The 23,177-nt window shown below is 71.7% G+C and carries 19 protein-coding genes; 7 read left to right on the top strand and 12 right to left on the bottom strand.

The features are described from left to right. Positions 1–52: 52 nt before the first annotated feature. On the top strand, positions 53–1,027 hold the full coding sequence (locus tag ACIPTO_RS18330) for an MASE1 domain-containing protein (protein WP_366317521.1): 975 nt from the start codon (positions 53–55) through the stop codon (positions 1,025–1,027). A 31-nt stretch (positions 1,028–1,058) separates the two neighbouring features. Here ACIPTO_RS18330 and ACIPTO_RS18325 read toward each other — a convergent pair whose 3' ends face one another. Further along, positions 1,059–2,162, bottom strand: a complete 1,104-nt coding sequence (locus tag ACIPTO_RS18325; protein ID WP_366317523.1) for a PP2C family protein-serine/threonine phosphatase — start codon at positions 2,160–2,162, stop codon at positions 1,059–1,061. Between the two features lie 218 nt (positions 2,163–2,380). On the opposite strand from ACIPTO_RS18325, the gene ACIPTO_RS18320 reads away from it, so the two are divergent. Continuing rightward, positions 2,381–3,112, top strand: a complete 732-nt coding sequence (locus tag ACIPTO_RS18320; RefSeq protein WP_366317525.1) for a hypothetical protein — start codon at positions 2,381–2,383, stop codon at positions 3,110–3,112. Here the strand turns inward: ACIPTO_RS18320 and ACIPTO_RS18315 are convergent. From ACIPTO_RS18315 to ACIPTO_RS18290, 6 genes are all read right to left on the bottom strand, one after another. Then, a complete protein-coding gene (locus ACIPTO_RS18315; protein ID WP_366317527.1) occupies positions 3,078–3,611 on the bottom strand; it encodes a TerD family protein in 534 nt (177 codons plus the stop codon). The genes ACIPTO_RS18320 and ACIPTO_RS18315 overlap by 35 nt on opposite strands. A 108-nt stretch (positions 3,612–3,719) precedes the next feature. Beyond that, the gene (locus ACIPTO_RS18310; RefSeq protein WP_401193661.1) at positions 3,720–4,781 is read right to left on the bottom strand and encodes a M20 family metallopeptidase; all 1,062 of its coding nucleotides are present in this window, start codon (positions 4,779–4,781) and stop codon (positions 3,720–3,722) included. Between the two features lie 231 nt (positions 4,782–5,012). Beyond that, positions 5,013–6,458, bottom strand: coding sequence for an argininosuccinate synthase (argG, locus tag ACIPTO_RS18305; protein ID WP_366317531.1), 1,446 nt, complete (start codon positions 6,456–6,458; stop codon positions 5,013–5,015). A gap of 247 nt (positions 6,459–6,705) precedes the next feature. Further along, complete coding sequence (locus ACIPTO_RS18300) at positions 6,706–7,707, bottom strand: ABC transporter substrate-binding protein (protein WP_366317533.1); 1,002 nt, start codon at positions 7,705–7,707, stop codon at positions 6,706–6,708. A 64-nt stretch (positions 7,708–7,771) separates the two neighbouring features. After that, positions 7,772–8,833, bottom strand: a complete 1,062-nt coding sequence (locus ACIPTO_RS18295; RefSeq protein ID WP_366317535.1) for an ABC transporter permease — start codon at positions 8,831–8,833, stop codon at positions 7,772–7,774. Then, entirely contained in the window at positions 8,830–9,648 is an 819-nt protein-coding gene (locus ACIPTO_RS18290; RefSeq protein ID WP_366317537.1) for an ATP-binding cassette domain-containing protein, read from the bottom strand. The genes ACIPTO_RS18295 and ACIPTO_RS18290 overlap by 4 nt, the downstream gene beginning before the upstream one ends. Before the next feature lie 159 nt (positions 9,649–9,807). Here ACIPTO_RS18290 and ACIPTO_RS18285 point away from each other — a divergent pair, with 159 nt between their 5' ends. Further along, positions 9,808–10,842 (top strand): LacI family DNA-binding transcriptional regulator, encoded by a 1,035-nt coding sequence (locus ACIPTO_RS18285; RefSeq protein WP_401193198.1) that lies wholly within the window; start codon positions 9,808–9,810, stop codon positions 10,840–10,842. Between the two features lie 36 nt (positions 10,843–10,878). On the opposite strand, the gene ACIPTO_RS18280 is transcribed toward ACIPTO_RS18285, so the two are convergent. Next, entirely contained in the window at positions 10,879–11,094 is a 216-nt protein-coding gene (locus ACIPTO_RS18280; protein WP_366317542.1) for a DUF4177 domain-containing protein, read from the bottom strand. Between the two features lie 272 nt (positions 11,095–11,366). On the opposite strand from ACIPTO_RS18280, the gene ACIPTO_RS18275 reads away from it, so the two are divergent. Together ACIPTO_RS18275 and ACIPTO_RS18270 are read left to right on the top strand one after the other, a co-directional pair. Next, complete coding sequence (locus ACIPTO_RS18275) at positions 11,367–12,029, top strand: DUF6629 family protein (RefSeq protein ID WP_401193196.1); 663 nt, start codon at positions 11,367–11,369, stop codon at positions 12,027–12,029. A 121-nt stretch (positions 12,030–12,150) separates the two neighbouring features. Continuing rightward, the gene (locus tag ACIPTO_RS18270) at positions 12,151–12,417 is read left to right on the top strand and encodes a DUF6959 family protein (RefSeq protein ID WP_366317546.1); all 267 of its coding nucleotides are present in this window, start codon (positions 12,151–12,153) and stop codon (positions 12,415–12,417) included. A 92-nt stretch (positions 12,418–12,509) separates the two neighbouring features. On the opposite strand, the gene ACIPTO_RS18265 is transcribed toward ACIPTO_RS18270, so the two are convergent. Continuing rightward, entirely contained in the window at positions 12,510–13,985 is a 1,476-nt protein-coding gene (locus ACIPTO_RS18265) for an arabinose isomerase (protein WP_401193194.1), read from the bottom strand. Positions 13,986–14,043: 58 nt separating this feature from the next. Then, positions 14,044–15,342 carry an MFS transporter gene (locus ACIPTO_RS18260; RefSeq protein ID WP_401193191.1) on the bottom strand — a complete coding sequence of 433 codons (1,299 nt, stop codon included), beginning with the start codon at positions 15,340–15,342 and terminating at the stop codon, positions 14,044–14,046. A 229-nt stretch (positions 15,343–15,571) separates the two neighbouring features. Between ACIPTO_RS18260 and ACIPTO_RS18255 the strand changes: the two genes are divergently transcribed. Continuing rightward, complete coding sequence (locus tag ACIPTO_RS18255; RefSeq protein WP_401193189.1) at positions 15,572–19,501, top strand: glycosyl hydrolase; 3,930 nt, start codon at positions 15,572–15,574, stop codon at positions 19,499–19,501. Here ACIPTO_RS18255 and ACIPTO_RS18250 read toward each other — a convergent pair. After that, on the bottom strand, positions 19,460–20,485 hold the full coding sequence (locus ACIPTO_RS18250) for a LacI family DNA-binding transcriptional regulator (protein WP_401193187.1): 1,026 nt from the start codon (positions 20,483–20,485) through the stop codon (positions 19,460–19,462). The genes ACIPTO_RS18255 and ACIPTO_RS18250 overlap by 42 nt on opposite strands. A gap of 257 nt (positions 20,486–20,742) precedes the next feature. After that, positions 20,743–21,600, bottom strand: coding sequence for a chitosanase (locus tag ACIPTO_RS18245; protein ID WP_366317556.1), 858 nt, complete (start codon positions 21,598–21,600; stop codon positions 20,743–20,745). Between the two features lie 420 nt (positions 21,601–22,020). Here ACIPTO_RS18245 and ACIPTO_RS18240 point away from each other — a divergent pair, with 420 nt between their 5' ends. Next, positions 22,021–23,058 carry a LacI family DNA-binding transcriptional regulator gene (locus ACIPTO_RS18240; protein WP_401193184.1) on the top strand — a complete coding sequence of 346 codons (1,038 nt, stop codon included), beginning with the start codon at positions 22,021–22,023 and terminating at the stop codon, positions 23,056–23,058. Positions 23,059–23,177: the final 119 nt, after the last annotated feature.

Genomic DNA, 23,177 nt, shown 5'->3' with positions numbered 1-23,177 from the left:
GGCCACCCTCCCCGCCCCGCTCGCCTCGCAGACACAGCCCGCTCAGTGTCTGATGGCTGCTGTGGTGGGTTTCGAGGATCTGCGGCGGCCGGGCGGGTACGTCCTCCTGACCCTGGCCGTCGCCGGGGGCTACTTCGGCGCGGGGCGGCTCGGGCTGCTGCGGAAGCTGGTGGTCGAAGGCGCCGTGTTCACACCCGTCTGGCCGCCCACCGGCGTCGCCGTGGCCTGTCTGCTGATCTTCGGGCTGCGGGTGCTGCCCGGCATCGCCCTCGGCGCGCTCCTCGTGATCATGTCGATCACCTCGCTCCAGCCGACCGTCCTCGTCGTCCTCCTCGGCAACACCCTCGCCCCCGCCTGTGCCTACCTCATGCTGCGCCACGTCGGCTTCCGCACCGACCTCGGACGGCTGCGTGACGGCCTCGCCCTGGTGTTCCTGGGCGCCCTGTCCGCGATGCTGATCAGCGCGAGCTGCGGGGCCGGACTGCTCGTCCTCACCGACAAGCTGGCCGCGCACTCCTTCTGGCCGGTCTGGCTCGGCTGGTGGGTGGGCGACGCGATGGGCGTCCTGATCGTCACCCCGCTGCTGCTCCTGCTGCGGACCGTACGCCTGCCCCTGGACCTGCACCGGTGGAAGGAGGCCACAGGGCTCGCGGTGACCATCGGCGTGATCGTCCCCCTCGTCACCCACAACCGCGTCAGCCTGCTGTTCCTGATCTATCCGCTGCTGATCTGGGCGGCCCTGCGCTTCCGGTTCGCTGGCAGCATGCTGTGCGCCCTGTTCGCCTCCGTCATGGCCACCATCGCCGCGACCCAGGAGACAGGCCCGTTCACGGACCTGACACACGTCGAGGTCATGATGAAACTCCAGGCCTTCAACGGCACCATGGCCCTCACCGCCCTGCTGCTCTCCTCGGTCATCACCGAGCAGCGCAACACCCGGCTCTCGGTGGAGAAGGCCTGCCAGGAACTGGCCGAGGTCCTGGAACACCTCACCGCGGGCGACCCCCGCCAGGGCGGCCGACCGTGACCGTCCCGACCCGGCCGGCCCCTCCGCCCGGTCAGGGCAGGCCCGCGTCGCCCCGCCTGCGCAGCACCAGCAGCGCGGTGTCGTCACGGGGCGTGCCCGCCGTGTGGCGGCGCAGATCGCCGTAGACGGTGGCCGGCACGTCCTTCGGGAGGACCTCGCCCCAGGCCGCCGCGCGCTCCTCTAGCGGATAGAACGCGCCCGACGGAGCGCGCGCCTCGGTGACCCCGTCCGTGCAGAGCAGCAGCGTGCCGTCCGCCGGGAAGTCGAACCATTCGACGGTACGCGGCTCAGGGGCCAGCGCGTCGAGGCCCAGCGGGACGCACGGTTCCTGCCGGAGCACCGGCGTGGCCCGCTCCTCGCGCAGCAGCAGCGGCGCCACATGACCGCAGTTGATCGCCTGGACCTCGTCCCCGCCGTCCACACCGAGCACGATCGCCGTCACGAACCGCTCCCGCTCACCGGTCTGCGCCGCGAACGAGTTGTGCCGTAGCACCGCCTCCTCCAGGGCGTCGACCACGGCGGTGAGGGTCGGCTCGGCGACGGCCGCCTCGCGGAAGGCGCTGAGCACGGCGAACGCGGCGCTGATCGCCTGGAGTCCCTTGCCCTGGACGTCGGCGATGAACACGCGGCTGCCGTACGGCGAGGAGACCACCTCGTAGACGTCACCGCCGACCCGGCTGTCCTCCTCCACGGGCTGGTAGAGGCCGTGCACCAGGAGCTGGTCGGTCATCAGGGGGAACGGGCGCAGGATCTGGCGCTGGAGAGCGGCAGCTGCGGAGCGCAGCCGGGCGATCTCGCCCTCCCAGCGGATCCGCTGCGCCGCCCGCGCCACGCTGAGGCCGTTGAACACCAGGGTGAAGGCGATGACGGCCGCGTCGGCGCCCGCCGTGCCCAGCGGGGTGTCGACCAGGGAGCCGGCGATGACGAGCGTCACCCACGCGGAGGCGACGACGGTCTGCCGCACGGTGCCGCGCCCGGCGATCAGCGCGGGCAGCACCACGAGAAAAGGGGCCGGCCGGGTGTCCCGGCCGAGCACGACACCGGTCACCGCCACGAGCAGCGTCACGACGACCAGCCAGAACACCACCACGGCCCAGCTCAGTGGAGGCGTGGAGCGCTGTCCTGCGTCTACCACGGTGGAACCGGCCGGATCTCTTGAGGCGCCCACCGGTCCTCCGCTTCCTTCAGTCCTCGAACAACCGTCGGGAAAGCTTCCCACTCTTCAATATCAGCCCCATGCGTACCGTCCGCGAGCTGCGACAACGGCTCCGGCGGCCCCGGTCCACACAGGACCCGCACAGGGGGGCTACATTCCGATCCGTATGTTCGACCGAGGTGGGGAGTTGGGGACCGTTGTTCATCTGGCGCACACTGCGCGGTGAATGGCAGGGCATTGTCGTCGATCCGGTACGACAGCTGATGCGGCGCGGGCTGATGGGGGTGTCCCTCGCGTTCGTCGCCGCTTTCGGCGTGATCTTCTTCCACGCGGTCGCGCAGAACCCGACCGGCGCCCGGATCGTCCGGGACGTCGGCGGCGTCCAGGGCGACCTGCCCCTGTGGCTCGCCCTGCTGCGCACACCCATATCGCTGTACGTCCCCGCCCTCGACCTCCCCGTCTGGGCCGGCATCACCCAGCTGTTCCTCGCCTTCGCGCTCGCCGAGCTGGCCCTGGGCCGGGCCCGCACCCTCGTCGTCGCCTACGTGACCACGCTGGCCGGCACGCTCACGGTGCGGGTGATGCTCCTGATCGGGCCGGACTGCTGCGGCGGGATCGGGCTGCGGCCGGAGATCGGGCACGTCCTCGACACCGGACCGTCGGCGGCGGTCGTAGGACTGTTCACGTATCTCGCGGTCGTCCGGCGGGCGCCCGTGGTGTTCTTCCTCACCGGGGGATCGATGGTGTGGGAGTCGATCGTGAAGCCGAATCTGGCCGGGCGGGAACACCTGGTCGCGGTGGCCGCCGCCGTCGTCCTGGGCCTGGTCCACGAACTGCGGCACCGGCGCCCGACCGTCACGACACTGCTGCCGCAGTACGACGCCGAGCAGCCGGTCAGGGCCGAGACGCGCTGCCCATCTCCGCACTGAATCCGGCCGGTCCGCTGTCGAACCCCCGCACCATCGGGCGGAACTCCCAGGCGCCGGAGGCGTCCTTGGTGAACTCCGCGACCGTGGCGGCGGTGGATCCGGCCACCCCTGTGAAGTCGTCGGACAGCAGCTCCTTGTACCCCTCCACGACCAGCGTCCTGGCGTGCGACAGTTCACCGAACGTCCTGGCCCCGCCGTTCTGGTGGATCGCCACCCCGACGACCACCCGGGCGAACGACCCGGCGAGACGGTCGAGTTCGAGGACCATCACCTCGATGTACCCGTACCCCTGGCCGCTCTCGCTGTGCCGGCTCATGTTGATCGTGCCGTCCGGCGAGCGGGTCTCGGCGTTGACCACGTACACCGGCCGTCCGTACGGGGCGTCCGCGGAGTAGGTCGCCGCGACGATGTCCAGATGCCGCGGCTGCTGCCCCCAGGGGCTCGGATCCCAGCGGAGCCGTACTTCGACCTTGCCCGCGACTGTGCTGACACTGCTCACTGATCGCCGCTCCCGAATCAGGCCATCACGGGACAAGCCCCCGCATGGTCGAGTATCGCTCTCCGACGGCCTGTTGATGCCGCCCGGACGGGCCCGACAAACCCGGGGTCAGGCGCTCCGGATCGCGTCCGCCAGCCCGGCGACGAGACCCGCCCGCTCGGCCATCGACCCGACGAGCAGATACTCGTGGTCCGCGTGCGCCCCGCCGCCGACCGCGCCCAGCCCGTCGAGCGTCGGCACCCCCAGCGCCGCCGTGAAGTTCCCGTCGCTCCCGCCGCCGACCGCCCGCCCTTCGAGCCCGGGCAGCAACCGCCGTGCCACCGCGAACAGTCCGGCCGCGGCCGACTCGGGCATCGGCGGCCGGCCGACACCTCCCTCCACGGTGATCACGGCCTTGTCGAGACGAGGGGCGAGGGCGGCGAACGCCGACTCGACGCGTTCCTTCTCGGCGGCCGACTCGACCCGGACGTCCACGACGACGGTCGCCCGCGCGGGCACCACGTTGTCCAGCGTTCCGGCGGACGCGACGGTCGGTGTGACCGTGGTGCCGATCTCGGGACGCGCCAGCGCCGCGATCTCCAGCACCTGGTGTGCCGCCTCGATCAGCGCGTTGACCCCGGCGGCGGGTTCGAGCCCCGCGTGCGAGGCCCGCCCCGCGACGGACACCTCGAACGTTCCGCATCCCTTACGGCCGGTCTTCACGGCCCCGCCGTCGGCGGCGCCCTCGGCCACGAGCACGGCACCGCAGGCCAGGGCACGTTCCTCGATGAGCGCGCGGGAGAAGTGGGAGCCGACCTCCTCGTCCGCGGTCACCAGGATCTCGACGCCGGACCGGTCCTCCAGCGCGGCCAGCCCGTGGATCGCCTGCACCAGACCGCCGAGCATGTCGAAGACACCGGGCCCGGTCGCCCGGCCGTCCTCGACCAGGAAGGGGCGGCGCGCGAGGGTGCCGAGCGGGAACACGGTGTCGTGGTGCCCGAGGACCAGCACCCGGGGCGTGCCTCCGCCGGACCAGTGGACGTGCGGCCCGCCCCCGCTCTCGACGAGCACGGCCCGTCCGCCGAGTCGCGTCTCGATGACCCCGGCGACGCCCTCCGCCGAGGTCCGCAGGGCGTCCAGGTCACGGGAGGGGGACTCGACCTCGACGAGGGTCCGGAGGTCTTCGAGCATCGCTTCGACGCTCACGGCGATGGCGGGGTGCGTGGTCACGGAGGAAGGCTACGCGGGGAGCGGGGAGCGGGGAGCGGGGAGCGGGGAGCGGGGAGCGGGGAGCGGGGAGCGGGGGAGGACGGAGGGGCGGGCGCGGCCGGTCGGCGGTCCCCCTCGGCCCCAACGCCGAAGGCCGGTCCGACGGCGAACGCGTCGGACCGGCCCGGCGACCGTGCACAGGGGCCGAGTCGATCAGTCGGTGCCGGACTCCATCGCCGCGCGGTCGAGCAGCGCGTCGTCCTCGGAGACCTCGCCGCGGGAGGCGATGGCCTCGGCGCCGCCCTCGGGCATGCTGCCGATGAGGCCGGTCGCGGCGGCCTGCGCGGCGCCGATCGCGGCGTTGCCGGTGCCGATCAGGCCGAGGCCCGCGTACTGCTCCAGCTTGGCGCGGGAGTCGGCGATGTCGAGGTTGCGCATGGTGAGCTGGCCGATGCGGTCGACCGGGCCGAAGGCCGAGTCCTCGGTGCGCTCCATGGACAGCTTGTCCGGGTGGTAGCTGAACGCCGGGCCCGTGGTGTCGAGCAGCGAGTAGTCCTCGCCGCGCCGCAGCCGCAGGGTGACCTCACCGGTGATCGCCGAGCCGACCCAGCGCTGCAGGGACTCGCGGACCATCAGGGCCTGCGGGTCCAGCCAGCGGCCCTCGTACATCAGCCGGCCCAGGCGCCGGCCCTCGTTGTGGTACTGGGCGAGGGTGTCCTCGTTGTGGATCGCGTTCACGAGCCGCTCGTAGGCCGCGTGCAGCAGGGCCATGCCGGGGGCCTCGTAGATACCGCGGCTCTTGGCCTCGATGATCCGGTTCTCGATCTGGTCGGACATACCCATGCCGTGCCGGCCGCCGATGGCGTTGGCCTCCATCACCAGGTCGACGGGGGAGGAGAACTCCTTGCCGTTGATCGTCACCGGGCGGCCCTGGTCGAAGCCGATCGTCACGTCCTCGGTGACGATCTCGACCGACGGGTCCCAGAAGCGGACGCCCATGATCGGCTCGACGGTCTCGACGCCCGTGTCCAGGTGCTCCAGGGTCTTGGCCTCGTGGGTGGCGCCCCAGATGTTGGCGTCGGTGGAGTACGCCTTCTCCGTGCTGTCGCGGTACGGCAGCTCATGGGCGAGCAGCCATTCCGACATCTCCTTGCGGCCGCCCAGCTCGGTCACGAAGTCCGCGTCCAGCCACGGCTTGTAGATCCGCAGGTGCGGGTTGGCGAGCAGGCCGTAGCGGTAGAACCGCTCGATGTCGTTGCCCTTGAAGGTCGAGCCGTCGCCCCAGATCTGGACGTCGTCCTCCAGCATCGCCCGGACCAGCAGCGTGCCGGTGACGGCACGGCCCAGCGGGGTGGTGTTGAAATAGGCGCGCCCGCCGGAGCGGATGTGGAACGCCCCGCAGGTCAGCGCGGCCAGGCCCTCCTCGACCAGCGCCGCACGGCAGTCGACCAGGCGCGCGATCTCGGCGCCGTAGGCCTGCGCGCGGCCGGGCACCGAGGCGATGTCGGGCTCGTCGTACTGGCCGATGTCGGCGGTGTAGGTGCAGGGGACGGCACCCTTGTCGCGCATCCAGGCGACCGCGACGGAGGTGTCGAGTCCGCCCGAGAAGGCGATGCCGACGCGCTCGCCGGTGGGGAGGGAGGTGAGGACCTTAGACATAGGAAGATTATGCACCCTCGCGCATGGTCATGCAAAGTCCCTCTTCTGGCCCCTCGTGTGCGAGGGCGGTGCGGCAGGGCGCGCCCCTCTCCTCGACGCGGTGCTTCCGTCTTCTCGACGCGACGCTTGCCACTCCCGGACGCGGCGCTTCCCACTCCCCGACGCGACGCTTCCCTCTCCCGGACACGGCGACGCCGGGCGCCCGTGACACGGACGGGCGCCCGGCGGCGACAACGGGGGAGTGCGCTCAACACCCCGACTTGTAGAAGTACTTGCTGATCTCGGGCTGGTTCATGTTCGCCTTGGTGATGGCGACCATGTTGGTGCCGATCGACTTCTGGACCGACTTGCCCTCGAAGGCGTCGGCGAGCTGGTCGACGGCCTCCTTGCCGATCGCCGCCGGGTCCTGCGCGACCAGGACCTGGAGGGTGCCCGCCTTGAGCGAGGCGATCTCGTCCGGCTCGGCGTCGAACGCGGCGACCTGCACCTTGCCCTCCTTGCCCGCCTGCTTGAGGCCGGTGGCTATGCCCTGACCGGTGTTGGTGTTGCCCGCGAACACACCGCCGAGGTCCGGGTGGGCCGCCAGCGTCGACTGGATCTGCGAGGCCGCGGTGGCCGGCAGGTCGTTGTCGTAGAGGGTCGGCAGCATCTTGATGTTCGGGTACTTCTTCATCTCCTCCGTGAAGCCCTTGATGCGCGCGTCCGTGGTGGAGACACCGGGCTTGACGCTGATGACGATGGCCGAGCCCTTCTCGTTCATCAGCTTGGCGAGCGCGTCGGCCGCGACCCGGCCGCCCTTCTCGTTGTCGGACGAGATGCGGGTCATGCCGATCGAGTCGTCGGTGACCGTGGTGTCCACCAGCGCGACCTTGGTGCCCGCCGACTGGATCTGCTTCAGCGACGGGGTGAGCGCGCTGGTGTCGACCGGCGAGATCAGCAGCCCGTCCGGCCGCGACGCCGCCACCGAGTCGAGCAGGGGCCGCTGCACGGAGACGTCCCACTGCGCGGAACCGTCCGCCGAGAAGTCCATGCCCTTCGCCTTGGCCTCGGTCTGCGCCGCGCACGTCATGGTGATGTAGAAGGGGTCGCTCTTCACACCGGTGATCAGCCGGACCTTCTTGCCGGAGGCCCCTCCTTTCGACCCCGAACTGCCGCTGTCGCTCGACGAACTGCAGGCGGCGGCGCCGGTCAGGACCAGCACGGTGCCCGCGGCGACCAGTACTTTGCGGGTGAGGCGGATGTTCGACATAAGGCTGTCCTCCTGGGTGGTACGAGGGTCTGGGCGAGAGTCGGGGAGGGGAGCGGGGCGGCGGTCACGCACGCTCTCGGGTCTTCCTGCGCATCTGGTCGATGTAGACGGCGGCGACCAGGACGACACCGACGGCGACGTCCTGCCAGTACTGCTGGACGCCGATGACGATCAGCCCGGTGGTCAGCACCGCGGGAATGAACACACCGATCACCGTGCCGAGGACCGAGCCCCGCCCGCCGAACAGGCTGGTGCCGCCCAGGACCACCGCGGTGATCACCTTCAGGTTGTCGGTGGAGTGCCCGGCGATCGACGTCGTGCCGTACGACGCCAGCCACATCACCGCGCCGAGACCGGCGAGGAGGCCCATCAGGCCGTAGACCTTGATCAGATGGCGGCCCACCGAGATGCCCGCGCGGCGGACGGCGGTCGGGTTGGAGCCGATCGCCAGGGTGTGGCTGCCGAACCGGGTGGCGCCGAGCACCGCGCCGAACAGGGCGGTGACCACCGCGGCGAGGATCACCATCCAGGGGATGCCGAGCAACTTGCCGAATCCCAGGCTGTTCTGGAGATGCGCAGCGGAGGCGCCGGAGGGGTCCTGGCCGCCGGTGGCGAGTTCGGCGATGCCGAGTGCCGCGCCCAGACCGCCCAGGGTCACGATCAGCGGCGGCACCTTCCCGGTCGCCACCACCGCGCCCTGCAACGCGCCCCAACCCGCCCCCACCGCAAGGGCGATGACCACACAGACCGCGACCGTGAACCAGCCCGCGGTGGGCCCGCCGTGGTGGATGTTGTACTCACCGGCGGCCACCGCCGCCAGCACCAGCACCGAGCCGATCGACAGGTCGATGCCCGCGGTGATGATCACGAACGTCATGCCGACGCCGAGCACCAGGTAGATGGCCGCGTTCACGGCGATCTGCGTGATGTCGTACGTGGTGAAGAACTTGCCCGGCGCCGCGATCGTGAAGAACGCGACCAGCGCGACGAGGATCACGAAGGTCCACAACTCGCTGATGCCGGCGGCCCGTCGGAGCCACGGCGGGATCGTGAGGCGTCCGTCCGCGGCCGGGGGCGGCTCCTGCGCCGGGGCGGCCGGCTTGATGTCCTGGCTGTTGGCGCTCATCGCCCGTCCTCCGCTTCCGTCGCGCCGACCGGGTCGTGGTTCCCGTTCTGCGCGGGCTCGTCCAGCGATCCGGTCATGGCGCCGACGAGTTTCTCGATCGTGGCGTCGGCCGCGGTGAACGACGCGACCCGGCGGCCCAGCCGCAGGACCTCGACCCGGTCCGCGACCGACAGCACCTCGGGCATGTTGTGGCTGATGAGGACGACGCAGATGCCCCGGTCGGCGACCCTGCGGACGGTCTCCAGGACCCGGGCGCGCTGGACGACGCCCAGGGCGGCGGTCGGTTCGTCCATGAAGATGACCTTGTTGGCGAACGCGACGGCGCGCGCCACGGCCACGGACTGCCGCTGCCCTCCTGACAACGTTGTCACAGGAGCCGTCACATCTTTCAGTTCCACGCCGAGTTCGGCGAAGGCCGTGATCGCCTCCCGGCGCATGGTGGGCCGGTCGAGCACGCCCAGCCGGCCGAGCAGGCCTCCACGCACAAGTTCCCTGCCGAGATACAGATTTGACGCCGCGTCAAGATCCGGTGCCAGCGAGAGATCCTGGTACACGGTCTCGACCCCGTGCCGTTGCGCGTCCATCGGCCCCGCGAAGCGGACCGGCGTCCCGTCCAGGCGCACCTCGCCCTCGTCCGGGGTGAGCACGCCGGAAAGTACGTTCACCAACGTCGACTTGCCGGCGCCGTTGTCACCGATCAGTGCGACGACCTCACCGGCGTACGCCGTGAAGTCGGCGCCCGAGAGCGCCTGGACATGGCCGAAACGCTTGACCACACCGTGTGCCGCGAGAAGCGGTTCTCTTGCAGAGGCCATGTTGTGCCTTCTGGTTGGTATCGTTAACAGCTCGTCGATTCTGGGAGGCCCGTGAGTGGGCGTCAAGGGTCGTGAACGAACGGGGATTTGGGCGGACACCGTCGGCCCGCCGGACAGGCTCTGATCCGGTCGCGCTGGATGACCTCGGGAGGACACGGCGTGACCAGTCGTCCCAGCCGACCCAGGATGAAGGACGTGGCCGCGGAAGCGGGCGTCAGCGTCATGACGGTGTCCCGCGTGGTTAACGGCGAGGCGGGCGTGGCACCCCGTACCGCCGCCCGGGTGGCGGCCGCCGTCCGCAAGCTGGGCTATCAACGCGACGACGTGGCACGGCAGTTGCGCCGCGCGGACCGGCTGAGCCAGACCATCGGACTGATGGTGGACAACGTTGCCGACCCCTTCATGGCCGCCGTCGCCTCGGCCACCGAGGACGTCGCGCACCGGCGCGGCAACATGGTCCTCATCGGCTCCAGCCGCGCCGACCTCCACCGTGAACGCGAGGTCATCGCGGCCTTCACCGCGCGCAGGGTCGACGGGCTGATCCTCGCCCCGGTCGCGGGCGACCACCGCGTGCTGCGCTCGGCGCAGGCGCGGGGCACGAAGATCGTGTGCGTGGACCGGGTGGCACCGGGCCTCGACGTCGACACCGTGGTGGTGGACAACTTCGGCGCGGTACGGCGGGCCGTGGGCCATCTGATCGCGCACGGCCACCGCCGCATCTGCTACCTCGGCGACAGGCCGGAGATCTGGACGTCCGGCGAACGCCACCGCGGCTATCTGGCGGCCCTGGACGCCGCGGGCATCGCCGCCGATCCGGCGCTCGTCCGGCACGACGTACGGTCCGGCGCGGACGCCGCCCGGGCCGTCATCGCGCTCCTGCGCGCACCGGAGCCGCCCACGGCCGTCCTCGCGGGCAACGAGGTCCTCGCGTTCGGGGTGCGGGCGGTGCTGCCCGCCGGCGTCGCGTTCGTCGCCTTCGACGACTTCGCGCTGGCCGCGCAGCTGACACCGCCGGTCACGGTCATCGCGCAGGACCCGGTCGCCCTCGCGACGAGCGCCGCGCAGCTGCTGTTCGACCGCATCCACGGGGACACGTCACCGCCGCGCAGGGTCGTCATGCCGACCGAGCTGATCCCCCGCGGGTCGGGGGAGATCCCGGGCCCCGGCACGCCGCTCACCCGGCCTCGGCGCTGAGGCGTCCCGTCCCCCGTCCCGCGTACGGTGTGGGTGTTACGCGCGAGGCCGCTCGAAGGTGAGGAGCAGGCCCTCGACCGCGCCGGGACCTATGCGGCCCTTGACGTCGGCGGCGGTGATGGCCTTGAGGCCCCAGCCGTCCTCGGCGTGCTTGTTGAGGACCTTCTCCAGCTTGTCGCTGTCCAGCGCGTCGCCGATCAGCGACTCCCGGAAGGTGACGACCTTGTACTCGAACGTGTAGGCATTGCTCATGGCTGCGGTGTCCTCCTGCTGCGTGCGCACGGTGTGCGGCGGGCGGGGTCAGCCAATCATGGGGGGACCTTCCCGCGCAGGCCGGGGGTGGTTTCGTGGCACCGCCGTCAACTCCGGCCGTGGGCCCGGCTGTTGTCCGGGCCGGTCGTCGACGGAGGGTTCGCGGGCAGGCCGTCACGGCACGCGCGGCCGTCGTGTCACCCGGGGTGCGGTGGGGCCAGGACGTAGCGTGGCCGGTGATCAGTGGACGCGGACGGACCCGTGGAGGTGCCATGTGCTGGAGTGCGAAGGCCGACCTCGTGGCGGGCGCGGCGGTCGCCGCTGTGGGAGTGGCGTGTGTGGCACGGGCCAGGCGGCGGACCGATCTGCCGCTCGCCGCACTGCCGTTGCTGCTGGGCGCCCATCAGATCGTGGAGTCGGCGGTGTGGGACGCCGACGGGGGCTCGGGGCCCGCCACCCTCGCCTGGGCCGTCATCGCCATGCCGCTGCTGGCGGTCTGGGTCCCGGTGGGCGCCTGGTGCGCCGCGTCCCGGCGGGCCAGGCCCCGGCTGAGCGTCTTCGTGGTGATCGGCGCGGTGACGGCGGCGGCACTCGGGCACGCGCTCGCCGCCCACTCCGTGACGGCCGAGATCCGCGGTCACACCCTCGGCTACGTCGTCCATCTGCCGCACCCCCAACTGGTCATCGCCGGCTACCTGGTGGCGACGATCGGCGCGCTGCTCCTGTCCGGTGAGCGCGGCCTCGTGGTGCTGGGCGTGCTGGTCGCGGTCGGCGCGCTGATCTGCTGGACCTTGTGGGAGCTGGAGTTCGTCTCCACCTGGTGCGCGGTCGCGGCGCTGTCCTCGGTGGTCCTGTTCTTCTGGGTACGCGGCCGGGACCGGGAGCCGGGCGTGCGGCCCCGTGCCACGGCTGGGCGCGGCGGGTCCGCCGCGTGACGTCGCCGCCCGAGCCGGGCGCGTTGACGGCGGCCGGGTGCCGGTGCTGCTGTGCCGTGTCCAAGGTCCTTCGCGGACAACGTCGTTGAAGTCGGGCGGTGCTGTCGGGTTGGATGGCTCCATGGAGCGTATAGACGCAGAGCTGTTCACTGACGGCGGGAACGACGCCGTGGTCCGTCTGCCCGGCCGCCGGTTCCCCGGCGTGCTCATCCAGGGCGACTCGCTTCAGATCCTCCGCCGCGATGTGGCCGAGGTGGTCGAGGCCTGCGAGCGGGGCGACCTGACCGAGGCGGGGGAGGCGGCGGGACTGCTGCTGGCGGGGTTCGACGCGCTGCTGAGCCGGTACTCGGGGGCGTTGGAGAAGCACCGGATCACGTTGCCGTACTGAACCGGCGGGGTGCCCTCCGGGCGGCTGCCGGGCCCGCGCCCGGCGTGAACGCCCGCTCCCGGCAGGGCCCGTGCCCGCGCGCACCGCCGTCCTCACGCCTCCCGGTGCTCGATCCCCAGCAGACTCGCCGCGGCCCGGAAGTCCGCCGCGTGATGCCCCAGGGCGAGGGACCAGTGGTGGCCCACGCCCGTCGCGCTCCACGCGTCGACCCACTCGCCCGGATCGCGGCCGAAGTCGACGCGGCTGGTGGTGTTGCCGATGGCGAGGTGGGGTCCGGGGACGACGGTGCCCTCCGAGGTGACGAAGGAGAGGCTGCCGTCGGCGTCCTGGCCGAGGCCGAGCAGGGTGACGGGCCCGTGCCGGACGTCGAACTCGACGCTGACGCCCCAGCCGCGCTTGCCGTGGTAGACGCCCAGGCCGCGCAGGAGCGGATCCCGGGCGCTGACCGCGAGGTGGGCGGGCCCGTCGTGCCCCATCTCCACCACGCCGGCCTCGAAGTCGAGGGCCTGGATCTCGGTGAAGGAACCTCCGGCGCCGATGCTCTGGGTCGCCAACTGGGCGAGGCTGGTGCGGAGTTCGTACTCACCGGCGGCCGGCACGCCCCGGGCGGTGAGCAGGGAGGCGCCCAGGATCATGCCGGCGCCGAGCCGTTCGTGCAGCTCGCCGTCGAGGCCCCGGTGGTAGTAGGCGAGGGTGTCGAGGCCGAAGTCCTCGACGAGCCGGTCCAGGGCGACGGACACGGTCGCCCCCCACGCGAAGTCCTCGTCCACCACGCTGTCGTCGACGGCGAAGACCCGCCGGGCGAGGGCCGTGCGCTCCCGGGTCTCGGCCTCGCCGACCTGCTCCACCCGGTGCCGCAGATCGTCGAACTCCAGCACCTCGACGTGCGAGCCGAACGTCGCCGGGAGCAGCGTCAGGTCGGTCGACACGTCGAGCATGCCGGGATACAGATGCCCCATCAGTCCGTGCCGCGCGTGCCGGAGCGAGGCGCGTACATGGGCGGCCCGGATCCACTGCTCGATGCGCCGCCAGGCCGACTCCTGGCGCAGCCAGCCCGACACCGACCGGAAGGGGATGCCCGCCCGCCGGAACACGTTGCCGACCTCGGGCACCGGGCACTGCCCGCAGTAGGCGAGCCAGGCGCCCGTGTCGAAGGAGGCGTGGTCCATGCGCTCGGACGGCTGGAGGTCGATGACCAGGACCGGGGTGTGCGAGCGCCGGGCGATCGGCAGCACCATCGACGAGGTCAGGTAGGTCGTCAGGAACAGCACGATCAAGTCGCAGTCCGCGCGCCGCAGTTGCTCGGCCGCCGCCGCTCCTTCTACCGCGTCGGAGATGAAGCCGACGTCGGTCACCTCTGCGTCCATCCGCTGGAAGCGCTCGGCGACGTACGCGGACGACTCCTTCAACTGCGGCAGCAGGTCCGGGAACTGGGGCCAGTAGGCGCCGAGGCCGCCCGCCACGAGCCCGATCCGGGTGCGGCGGCGGGGTGCCGGGGAGAGCAACTCGCGCAGGGCGGCGGCGCGTTCGTCGGTCACGGTGACGGTCGTGGGGTCGGGCGTTGTCATGCGTGGTGTCCTTACGGTGTCCGGGGTCCGGTGTGCGGTCCGGGGGCCGGTGCGGGACTCAGGTCCGGGCCACGCCCAGATTCGCCGGGGCCACCGCGGTGTCGGGGGAGCGCCGGATGAGGACATGGATGACGTACACGCCCGCGATCCCGGACGCCGCCATGCAGAGGGTGATCAGCCACAGCAGGAGCGACGCGCTGTAGTCCATCAGCGCGGGCGTGACGAACGCGACGCCCGCGAAGACCCCGCGGGAGAGGGCGTAGGTGAGGCCCTGGGTGGTGCCGCGGGTGTCCGGGGGCAGGGTGAGCTGCGACCAGACCTTGTAACTGGCCTCGCCCGCGAAGGGGTTGGAGATCTGGTACAGCACGAAGAAGACGAGCATGCCGGCGAGCGCGCCCGCCGTGAGGGACGCGATGCTGAAGGCCACGACCTGCACGACGGTGAAGACGTAGAACAGCCGGTCGCGCCAGGGGGTGTCGGCGACGCGGACGAACACGAAGGTCAGCACGAGTGCGATGGGCAGGAAGGCCAGGTTGATGCCGGTGGCCAGGCTCTGCGAGGCGCCGCTGACCGTGACCAGGAGGTAGGTGCCGAACTGGCCGAAGGTGTTGGCGCCGATGCCCCAGGTGACGTAGTAGACGAAGGTCGCGATCATCGGCAGCAGCGCGGCGCGGTTCCACACGTTCTTCAGCTCGATGCCGCGCGGGGCGGCGAGCGCGGCCGCTTCCTCCCGCTGTGCCGCCTCGGACGGCTCGGCCAGTTCGAGCCGGGCGCGGAGCAGGAAGGTGACCAGCGCGGCGACCACCAGATGGCCGGTGATGAACCGTGCGCCGGTCATGCCGGTGTCCGAGAGGAGGTAGCCGAGGAAGATGACGACGACGATGCCCAGCACCCACATGACCTGGGTGAACGACACGAGGCGCGCCCGGCCGTCGGGGGGTGCCGCGTCCGAGACCACGGCCAGGGAGGTCGGCAGGTCGGCTCCGGCGGCCAGGCCCGCGACGAGCACGCCGACGAAGAGGACGATGTCGTTGGGGGCGAGGGTGATGACGATCGCGCCCACCGCGTAGCAGAGGATGTCCAGGTTGTAGACGCGGCGGCGCCCGAACAGGTCGGCGAGGCGGCCGCCGACGAGGGAGCCGACGGCGATGCAGCCGGTGACGATCGCGCTGATCGCACCGGCCATCCACACGCCCATGTCGTAGTGGTCGCGGTAGATGGCCAGGTTGACGGCGATGCTGACGATGAGCGCGGCGTCCAGGTAGGACGCCATGCCCGACAGGGCCGCCACTTTCCACAAGTGCCTCGGGATGGGCGGCTGTTCCGCGTGTTCCGGTGGGGACGGGAATCGGATCATGATGCGGCTCCTCGCGGCTCTGGGCCGGGGTCGCAGTGAATATAGGGTTCGAAAAACGTTCCAACAAGCCCTCTCGCACGTATCCGAGGCAATCTGCGGCAAGCCGAGCGGGCCTCCTTCCCGAGTCCCGGATCCGATGCCAACATCGCAGGTGACGGACGACGGAGCCGACATAAAACGTTTTTTGATCCGTGAGGGTGACCGAGCCGCACCCGGAAGGACCAACACCGTGATCTCATCCGCGTTGCAGCAGCTCTTCGACTCCCCGCCCCGGGACTTCGGCCCCACCCCGCTGTGGTGGTGGTCGGGCGCCAGGGTCACCCGCGAGCAACTCGACTGGCAGCTGCGCCGGTTCGCGGACGGCGGCGTCCACAACCTCGTCGTCATCAACCTGGCCCCGGCCGGACCGGCCTTCGGCGCCCGCACCGACGACCCGCCGTGGTTCGGCGAGGAGTGGTGGGACCGCTTCACCGACACCTGCCGCATCGCCCGGGACATCGGCACCCGCCTGTGGTTCTACGACCAGATCGGCTTCTCCGGCGCCAACGTCCAGGGCGCGGTCACCCGCCGCCACCCGGAGGCCACCGGCCTCGCCCTGCGCTCGCGGAGAGCCACCGTCACCGGCGGCACCATCGCCCTGCGCGGCGCCGAGACCCTCGTCGCGGCCTACGACAGGGAGGGCCGCCGCCTGACCGCGCCTCCCGAGGGCACGGACGTACAGCTCGTCGTCGCCGTCCCTACCGCCTTCGACTACCTGGACCCGCACGCGGTGAGCCTGCTGCTGGACACCGTCCACCACGAGTACGACCGGCGCGTCCCCGAGTACCTCGGCAATGTCGTCGCGGGCAGCTTCCAGGACGAGCTGCCCGGCACCAACTCCTGGAGCCACCGCTTCCCCCGCGAGTTCCGGGCCCGCCGCGGCTACGACCTCCTCGACCATCTCCCCGCCCTGTTCGGCCCGTTGACCGCCCGCGCGGCGAAGATCCGCGCCGACTACTACGCGGTCCGGGCCGAACTCACCGAAGAGGCCCTCTTCAAGCCGCTCGCCGCCTGGCACCGCGAACGCGGCATGCTCGTCGGCGCGGACCAGAGCCATCCCGCGCGGGCGGGCTTCCCGGCCCAGTCGACGCAGATCTACACCGACTACTTCCGCACCCACCGCTGGTACGGCGCCGCGGGCAGCGACCACCACGGCGACTCCAAGGTCCACTCCTCCATGGCCCACCTCTACGGCCACGAGCGCGTCTGGATCGAGGCGTTCCACTCCTCCGGCTGGGGCGGCACCCTGGCGGACACCTACGACTGGCTCCTGCCGTTCCTGCGCAGCGGCGCCAACTTGTACAACCCGCACGCCAGTTACTTCGGCACGGCGGGCGGCTGGTTCGAGTGGGCGCCCCCGTCCACCGACTGGCGCCAGCCCTACTGGCGGCAGTACCCGGCGTTCTCCCGTGCCGTCGCCCGGATCTGCTCGATCATGTCCTGGGGCACCTACAGCGCCGACGTCGCGGTCCTGCACCCCACCGCCACCATGCAGTCCCTCATCCCGCTGGACGCCCCCGTCCAGCACTTCGGCGACGGCCGCCTCGGCGACGGGCATGCCGACGTCGACGGGACACAGCGCGACTACCTGGACCTCTGCGGCACGAACAACTGGCGTGACCCGCACGTCGGTTCATTGGACCGCCACCGCATCGCCTTCGACGTCGTCGACGACGCGTCCGTCCAGCGCGCCACCGCCGCCGACGGAGCCCTGCGCGTCACGGACCTGGCGTATCGCGCGGTGCTGCTGCCGTCGGCGAGCGTCCTGGAGGAGGAGACGGCCCGTCGGTTGACCCAACTCCTCGACGCGGGCGGCCGGGTGGTGGTCGTGGGCCGTCCGCCCGCGACGGCGGCCGGGACGACCGGGGACGACTCCGTCGTCGCGGCCCTGCTGAAGCACCCGCGCCTGGAGCGGGCCAGCGACGCCGAAGAGGGCGCGACGATGCTGGCCGACACGGCCGGACACGCGACCGGAGAGGTGCCACTGCTGGTCAGGAGAGAGGGAGTCGAGGCGGTCGCCCTCGTGACGGGCGCCTTCCCGGACGCCCGCACGCTTCCGGGAGACGTCGACCACGAGGCGGACCCGGCGCGTTACGCCCGCCGTTCGACCGTCACCGTCCGTGCCACGGTCACCGAGGCCGAGATCTGGAACCCGGCCAGCGGCACCCGGGTCCCGGCCCGCGTCGCCGTGGCCGACGGCCGATCCACCATCGAGGTACCGCTCGAAGGCGCCCCCGCCGTCCTCGTCGTATGGCGCGAGGGCACCCCGGAGACCCACCCGACCACCGTGCCCACCCCCTTGCCGGAACGGGCGGTCGACATCTCGACCGGCTGGGAGGGCCGCCTGGTCCCCACCATGGACAACACCTGGGGCGACCTCGCGCTGCCCGCCGGTTCGTCCGTCACCGCACCCCGGATCTGGACCATGCGGTGGACCGAGACCGAGGACTCCGACACCGACTGGCAGCGGACACGGGCGACGTACGGCAACCGGGTCCGCGTCCTCGCGCCGGTGCCGTCCGCCCAGGCCCCCGATCCGCTCGACGCGTCCGCCGTCGAACAGGTCCTCGCCGGTGACCTGCCCCTCGCCTCCGCCGACTGGGGCGTCTCGCTGTACTCCTCCAGCCGGGGCATCCCGGACCCGGACGGTCTGCTCGGCAACAAGGGCCTGGTGGCGGAGGAGTTCGTCCGCGTCCCGGTGCCCGAACCCCGTACGGTCGCCCGGGTCCGCGCGATCGTGGAGACGGACCACCGGGGCCCCGCCGAGCTGCACATCGGTGCCGCTGCCACCAAGCGCGTGTGGTGGAACGGCGCGCGCCTGGACACCGGCACCGGGTATCGCGCGACCGCCCCCGTGGAGATCGGCAGGACCCGCAACGTCCTCGAATACGAGCTGGGGGACGCCCAGGACCGGCCGCTGCTGATCTCCGGCGCGGCCGACACCCCGTTGGGCAGCTACTTCTGCCTGAGCCGCCCGGACGCGTTCGGTCCGCGCCCGCAGTTCATGTGCCTGCCGGAGGACGTACGGCCGTCCGGCGGAGTGACCTACCGGGGGCGGCTGAACGCCGTCGGCCGGGCGGTCCTGATCGTGGGCGCCGCGGTGGGCGTCACCGTGCTGCTCGACGGCGCGGTCGTCGCCCGGCAGGAGAAGGTGGAGTACTACGCGTCCGACTGGGGCGCGGTGCCGATGTTCTTCCGGCACGAACTCGCCCTGGGCGACGGCGAACACGTGCTGGAGGTGGTGGCCGACGCCGTCGACCCGCGCGAGGCGGTGTTCGTCGACTGCGTGGCCGACCCGGTGAACCACGTGGTGAGTGGCGCGGGGTGGGAGGCGGAGACGGGGGAGTGGCACGGCCGTACCGTCGAACATCTGGGCCGCTGGGGGGAGTTGCAGCACTGCTACGCGGTGGTACGACCGCACCCGCTGCCGGACACCGAGTGGCTCACCGGCGCGCCGGTGCTGGGGAGCGCCGTACTGCCGCTGCGGGCCACGGACTCCGTGCGCGCACGCGCCCAGCGGTTCCGCTTCACCGTTCCGGCGGGGACCGTGTCGCTTCACCTGCCGCTGGAGTCGGCGGCCACGGTACGGGTCGGTGACGGCGCCGAGACGCAGCTCGACGGCCCGGTCCTGACCCTGGGCCGGCCGCTTCCCGAGCCCACGGAGGTCGACGTCGTGACCGTGCCCACGGCCGTACTGCGAGGCGGATCCGCGTGGCGTGGACCGGTGCGCGTCCGCACGGTTCCCGCTCAACTCCCCCTGGGCGACTGGCAGTCGCTCGGCCTGGGCGGCTGGAGCGGCGGTGTGACCTACGCACGGGAGGTGGAGGTGCCGCCCGGCTCGGACCCCGTGCTGGATCTGGGGCGGGTGCGGGGCAGCGTGTCGGTGGCCGTCGACGGGACGGAGGTCGGCGAGGCGTTCTGTCCGCCGTATCGCTGTCAACTCCCGGGCACCGCGGGGCGGTTGGTGCGGGTCGAGGTGACCGTCAACAACACCCTGGCGCCCTGGTTCGCCGAGACGACGCCCACCGCCTGGGCGTTCCCGGCGCAACTGGCGTCGGGACTGCTGGGGCCGGTGACGCTACGGGTTCGGGACGGGCAGCGGGCGGGTGGAGTCGCGTAGGACGAGGTCCGGGGCGAACACCCTTGTCTCGTGGGCGTGTTCGGCGCGGGCTTCCACCTCGTCGAGGAGCATGCCGACGGCGGCTCTGCCGAGTTCCTCGACGGGTTGGCGGACCGTGGTGAGCGTCGTGCCGACGAAGCTGGCGATGTCGAGGTCGCCGTAGCCGACGACCTGTATCTCCTCGGGGATGCGCACGCCCCGCTCGCCGAGGCCGCGGCAGAGGCCTGCGGCGAGGAAGTCGTTGGTGCAGAACACGGCGTCGGGCAGCTCGTCGAGGGTGCGGGCGATCTCCAGTCCGTGGGCGACCGTCATCTCGTCGGCGACGACCTGGCGGACGCGGGCCTCGCGGCGGGTGCGGACCGCCTGCCGGGCGCCCTGGTAGCGGTCGGCGCACTGCACGATGCCGCGCTCGCCGTTCACCACGAGGATGTCGCGCGCCCCGCAGTCCAGCAGGTGCCGCACGGCGACCCGGCCGCCGGCGATGTCGTCGACGGAGACGGAACAGCCGTCCTGGGCGGACAGCGCGCGGTCGGCCAGGACGAGCGGGATGCCGCGTGCGCGGAGCCGGGTGAGGCGGGTGGGGTCGGCGCCGAGCGGTACGACCACCGCGCCCACGGCCCGCTGCTCGATCAGCATCGTGAAGTAGCCCTGCTCCCGCTCGGGGGCGTCCTTGCTGTCGCAGAGGACGAGGGCGTAGCCGTGCTCGTAGGCCGCGTCGGCGGCACCGCGCGCGATGCGGGAGTAGAAGGAGTTGGCCACGTCGGGGAGGACCAGGCCGATGGAGGAGGAGTGGCCGGTGCGCAGACCCGCGGCTCCGGGGTGGGGGACGTAGTCGAGTGCGGCGACCGCGTCGCGGACCCGCTCGGCGGTGCGGGCGTTGACCCGCTCGGGCCGGTTCAGGACGTTCGAGACCGTGGACACCGAGACGCCCGCGGCGGCTGCGACGTCCTGGATACGGGCGGGGCGAACCTGAACGGCGTCCACCCCCTCGCTGTGACAGCCGTGCGACCAGGCACGACGCGGTTCTCCTGGGCGGCGTCAGTGTACCCCTGTGGTGGTTGCAACGTTTTCCGCGGGGTGCCGTCGGGAGGGGCGCGGATCGGCCGCACCGGCCTCGGAGCAAGGGGGTCGGCCGCGAGGTCGTCGTAGCGGTCCGCGTGGGTGCGCCAGGGCCCCGTGCCCGCGGGCCCTGGCGCCGCTCCGTCCGCTCGCGTCACTGCTCGACGAGCGGGCGGGGCAGATCAGTTGATGGTGTAGCTGTCGCCGTACACCTTCCAGGTCAGCGGGGTGTTGAGGTCGAAGTTGCCGTTGCGGAGGAAGACGCGCTGCTCGGTGTCGACCCGGGTGGTGTCACTGTGGGCCTCCTCCTGCTTCATGGCCCACACGCGCGCGTCGAGGAAGGCGTTGAGGTACGTCGTCTCGTTGCCGCCCTGGGCCGGCGGCTTGGCCGAACGCAGCGCGCGGGCACGGATGTTGCGGAAGCTGGTGGGGTCGTCGCCGTCGCCGTGCATGACGATGGCGTCGTAGTAGGTGAACTGCCCCAGCGCCCGCAGCCCGTCGGTCTTGCCCTGGCTGACGGCCGGGTTGAAGTACACCCGGTCGCGTTCGTCGTTCTGCGCCTGCTGGAACACCGTGTCCTGGGCCGCCGTGCGCCAGTCCTTGGGGAAGTTCGGGTCGAGTCCGGAGTGCGAGTCGGTGCCGTTGACGTTGCGGAGCGCGGGCAGGTACTTGGCGAGGACGTTGCCGGGCTTGCGGGTCGCGTAGAGCTGGACGAGGTCGAGCATGTCGCCGGTGCCCGAGCAGAAGCCGATGATCCCGGCGGTGTAGCCGCGGCCGTCGCCTATGTCCTCGATGTACTTGTACTGGGCCTTCCAGTCGAGGGAGGAGTTCTCGGCGCTCGACACCAGCTTCATGGCGATCTCCTTCTTCGCCGGGTCGTCGAGGCCGACCGCCGCGGCGGTGACGGCGGGGGCGGCCGAGGCCTGCGGGGCGCGCAGCAGGGGTGCCGCCGCGACCGACACACCGATGAGGGCGAGGAGCGTCCGACGCGAGGGGTTCGTCGGCTCGGAGGGCGCAGCGTCGTGGAACAGGTGGGCCACGGGGACTCCAAAAGGTGGTGGGGGGTGGGGAGTTGGTCGTCACGCGAACTGACAGGAAAGTTAACTATCAGAGGTTCGACGCCGACGGCACCCACCGGGAGTCAAGTTCGTAGCTATGAACGAGAGTCGTATGACTGTCCGAGGGTGATGGTTGACGGTTTGCCCGTCCTTGTCGCCCCGGCCGCAACGGCGAACCCCGTTGCGCCGACGGCGTGCGCCGGCGGCATCACCCCCGTCGTGTCGCTCACCGCACACCTGCCCGGTCTGGAGCTCCCTCCCCGGTGTGCCCGCATGGCGCGGATTCCGCGCGAAGTCTTGACGCGTCCAGCCCTGTTGCGTAGATATGACTGCGCAGTCATGACAGCGCAGTCATAACCCGGAGCCGGGCTAGGATGCGGCTGCCGGAGATCGGGAGACACCATGACACCAGTGGCAGGACGTGGCGGCGGAGCCGCACCGCGCAGCGTGGACGTGGCACGCCTCGCGGGCGTCTCGCAGAAGACGGTGTCCCGGGTCATGAACGACGAGCCGTACGTCTCCGAGGACGTACGCCGTCGAGTCCTCGCGGCGGCCGGAGAACTCGGCTACCGCTCCAACAACGCCGCCCGCGCACTCGCCTCCGGACGCACCCGGTCCATCGGCGTCGTGACGCTCGGCACCGCCCTGTACGGCCCCGCCTCACTCCTCATGGGCGTCGAACGGGCCGTACGGGACACCGGATACGCCCTCCGTGTCGTCAACACGATGGAGGGCGAGGCGGCGGGCATCGCCGGTGCCGTGGACTCGCTCCTGGACCAAGGCGTGGACGGCATCGTCATCTCGGAGCCCATCGACGAGGAGGGCGGAGCGGAGCTGTCGGCGCGGGTCGACGTGCCGGTCCTCGTGCTCGGCGCGCCGCCGCCGTTCGCCGCGTCGCATGTCGTGACGGGCGGGATCGTCTCCGGGCAGATGGCGCGGGCCGCCACCGAACACCTGCTGGAACTGGGGCACCGCACGGTCCACCATCTGGCCGGACCGCAGCGCTGGTGGTCGGCGCGGGACCGGCTCGACGGATGGCGTGCCGCGCTCGCCGCGCACGGGCGGGCGGAACCCGCGGTGGTCGAGGGGGACTGGTCGGCCGCGTCCGGTCACGCGGCTGGCCGTGAACTCCTCGCCGACCCCGCCGTCACCGCGGTGTTCGCCGCGAACGACGACATGGCGATCGGACTGATGCGGGCGCTGGCGGAGGCGGGTCGGCGCGTTCCGGAGGACGTCAGCGTGGTCGGGTTCGACGACACCCCGGTCGCCGCGTACGTGACTCCGCCGCTGACGACCGTGCGGCAGCCGTTCGACGCCATGGCGCAGGACGGTCTGAAATTGCTGGTGCATGCCATCGAGAACCCCGGGTCGGATCCGTTGCCGATGACCGATCCGCCGGTCGAACTCGTCGTCCGGGCGTCTTCGGCGGCGCCCCGGTAGCTGTTCCGCCGGGTTCGCGAGTCCGTTGACCGCGGGCCCGGTGGGGGCCGGCCGTGCCCACGCGGCCGAGCCGCGCATCGATCCGGACCCGTGCCCCTGAAGGGGCGTCCGCGGCACCG

The organism is Streptomyces sp. NPDC090083, from assembly GCF_044747445.1.
Classification (GTDB): Bacteria; Actinomycetota; Actinomycetes; order Streptomycetales; family Streptomycetaceae; genus Streptomyces.
Note: the sequence above shows the minus strand (reverse complement) of the source record. Positions and strands in the feature narration are given on the sequence as shown.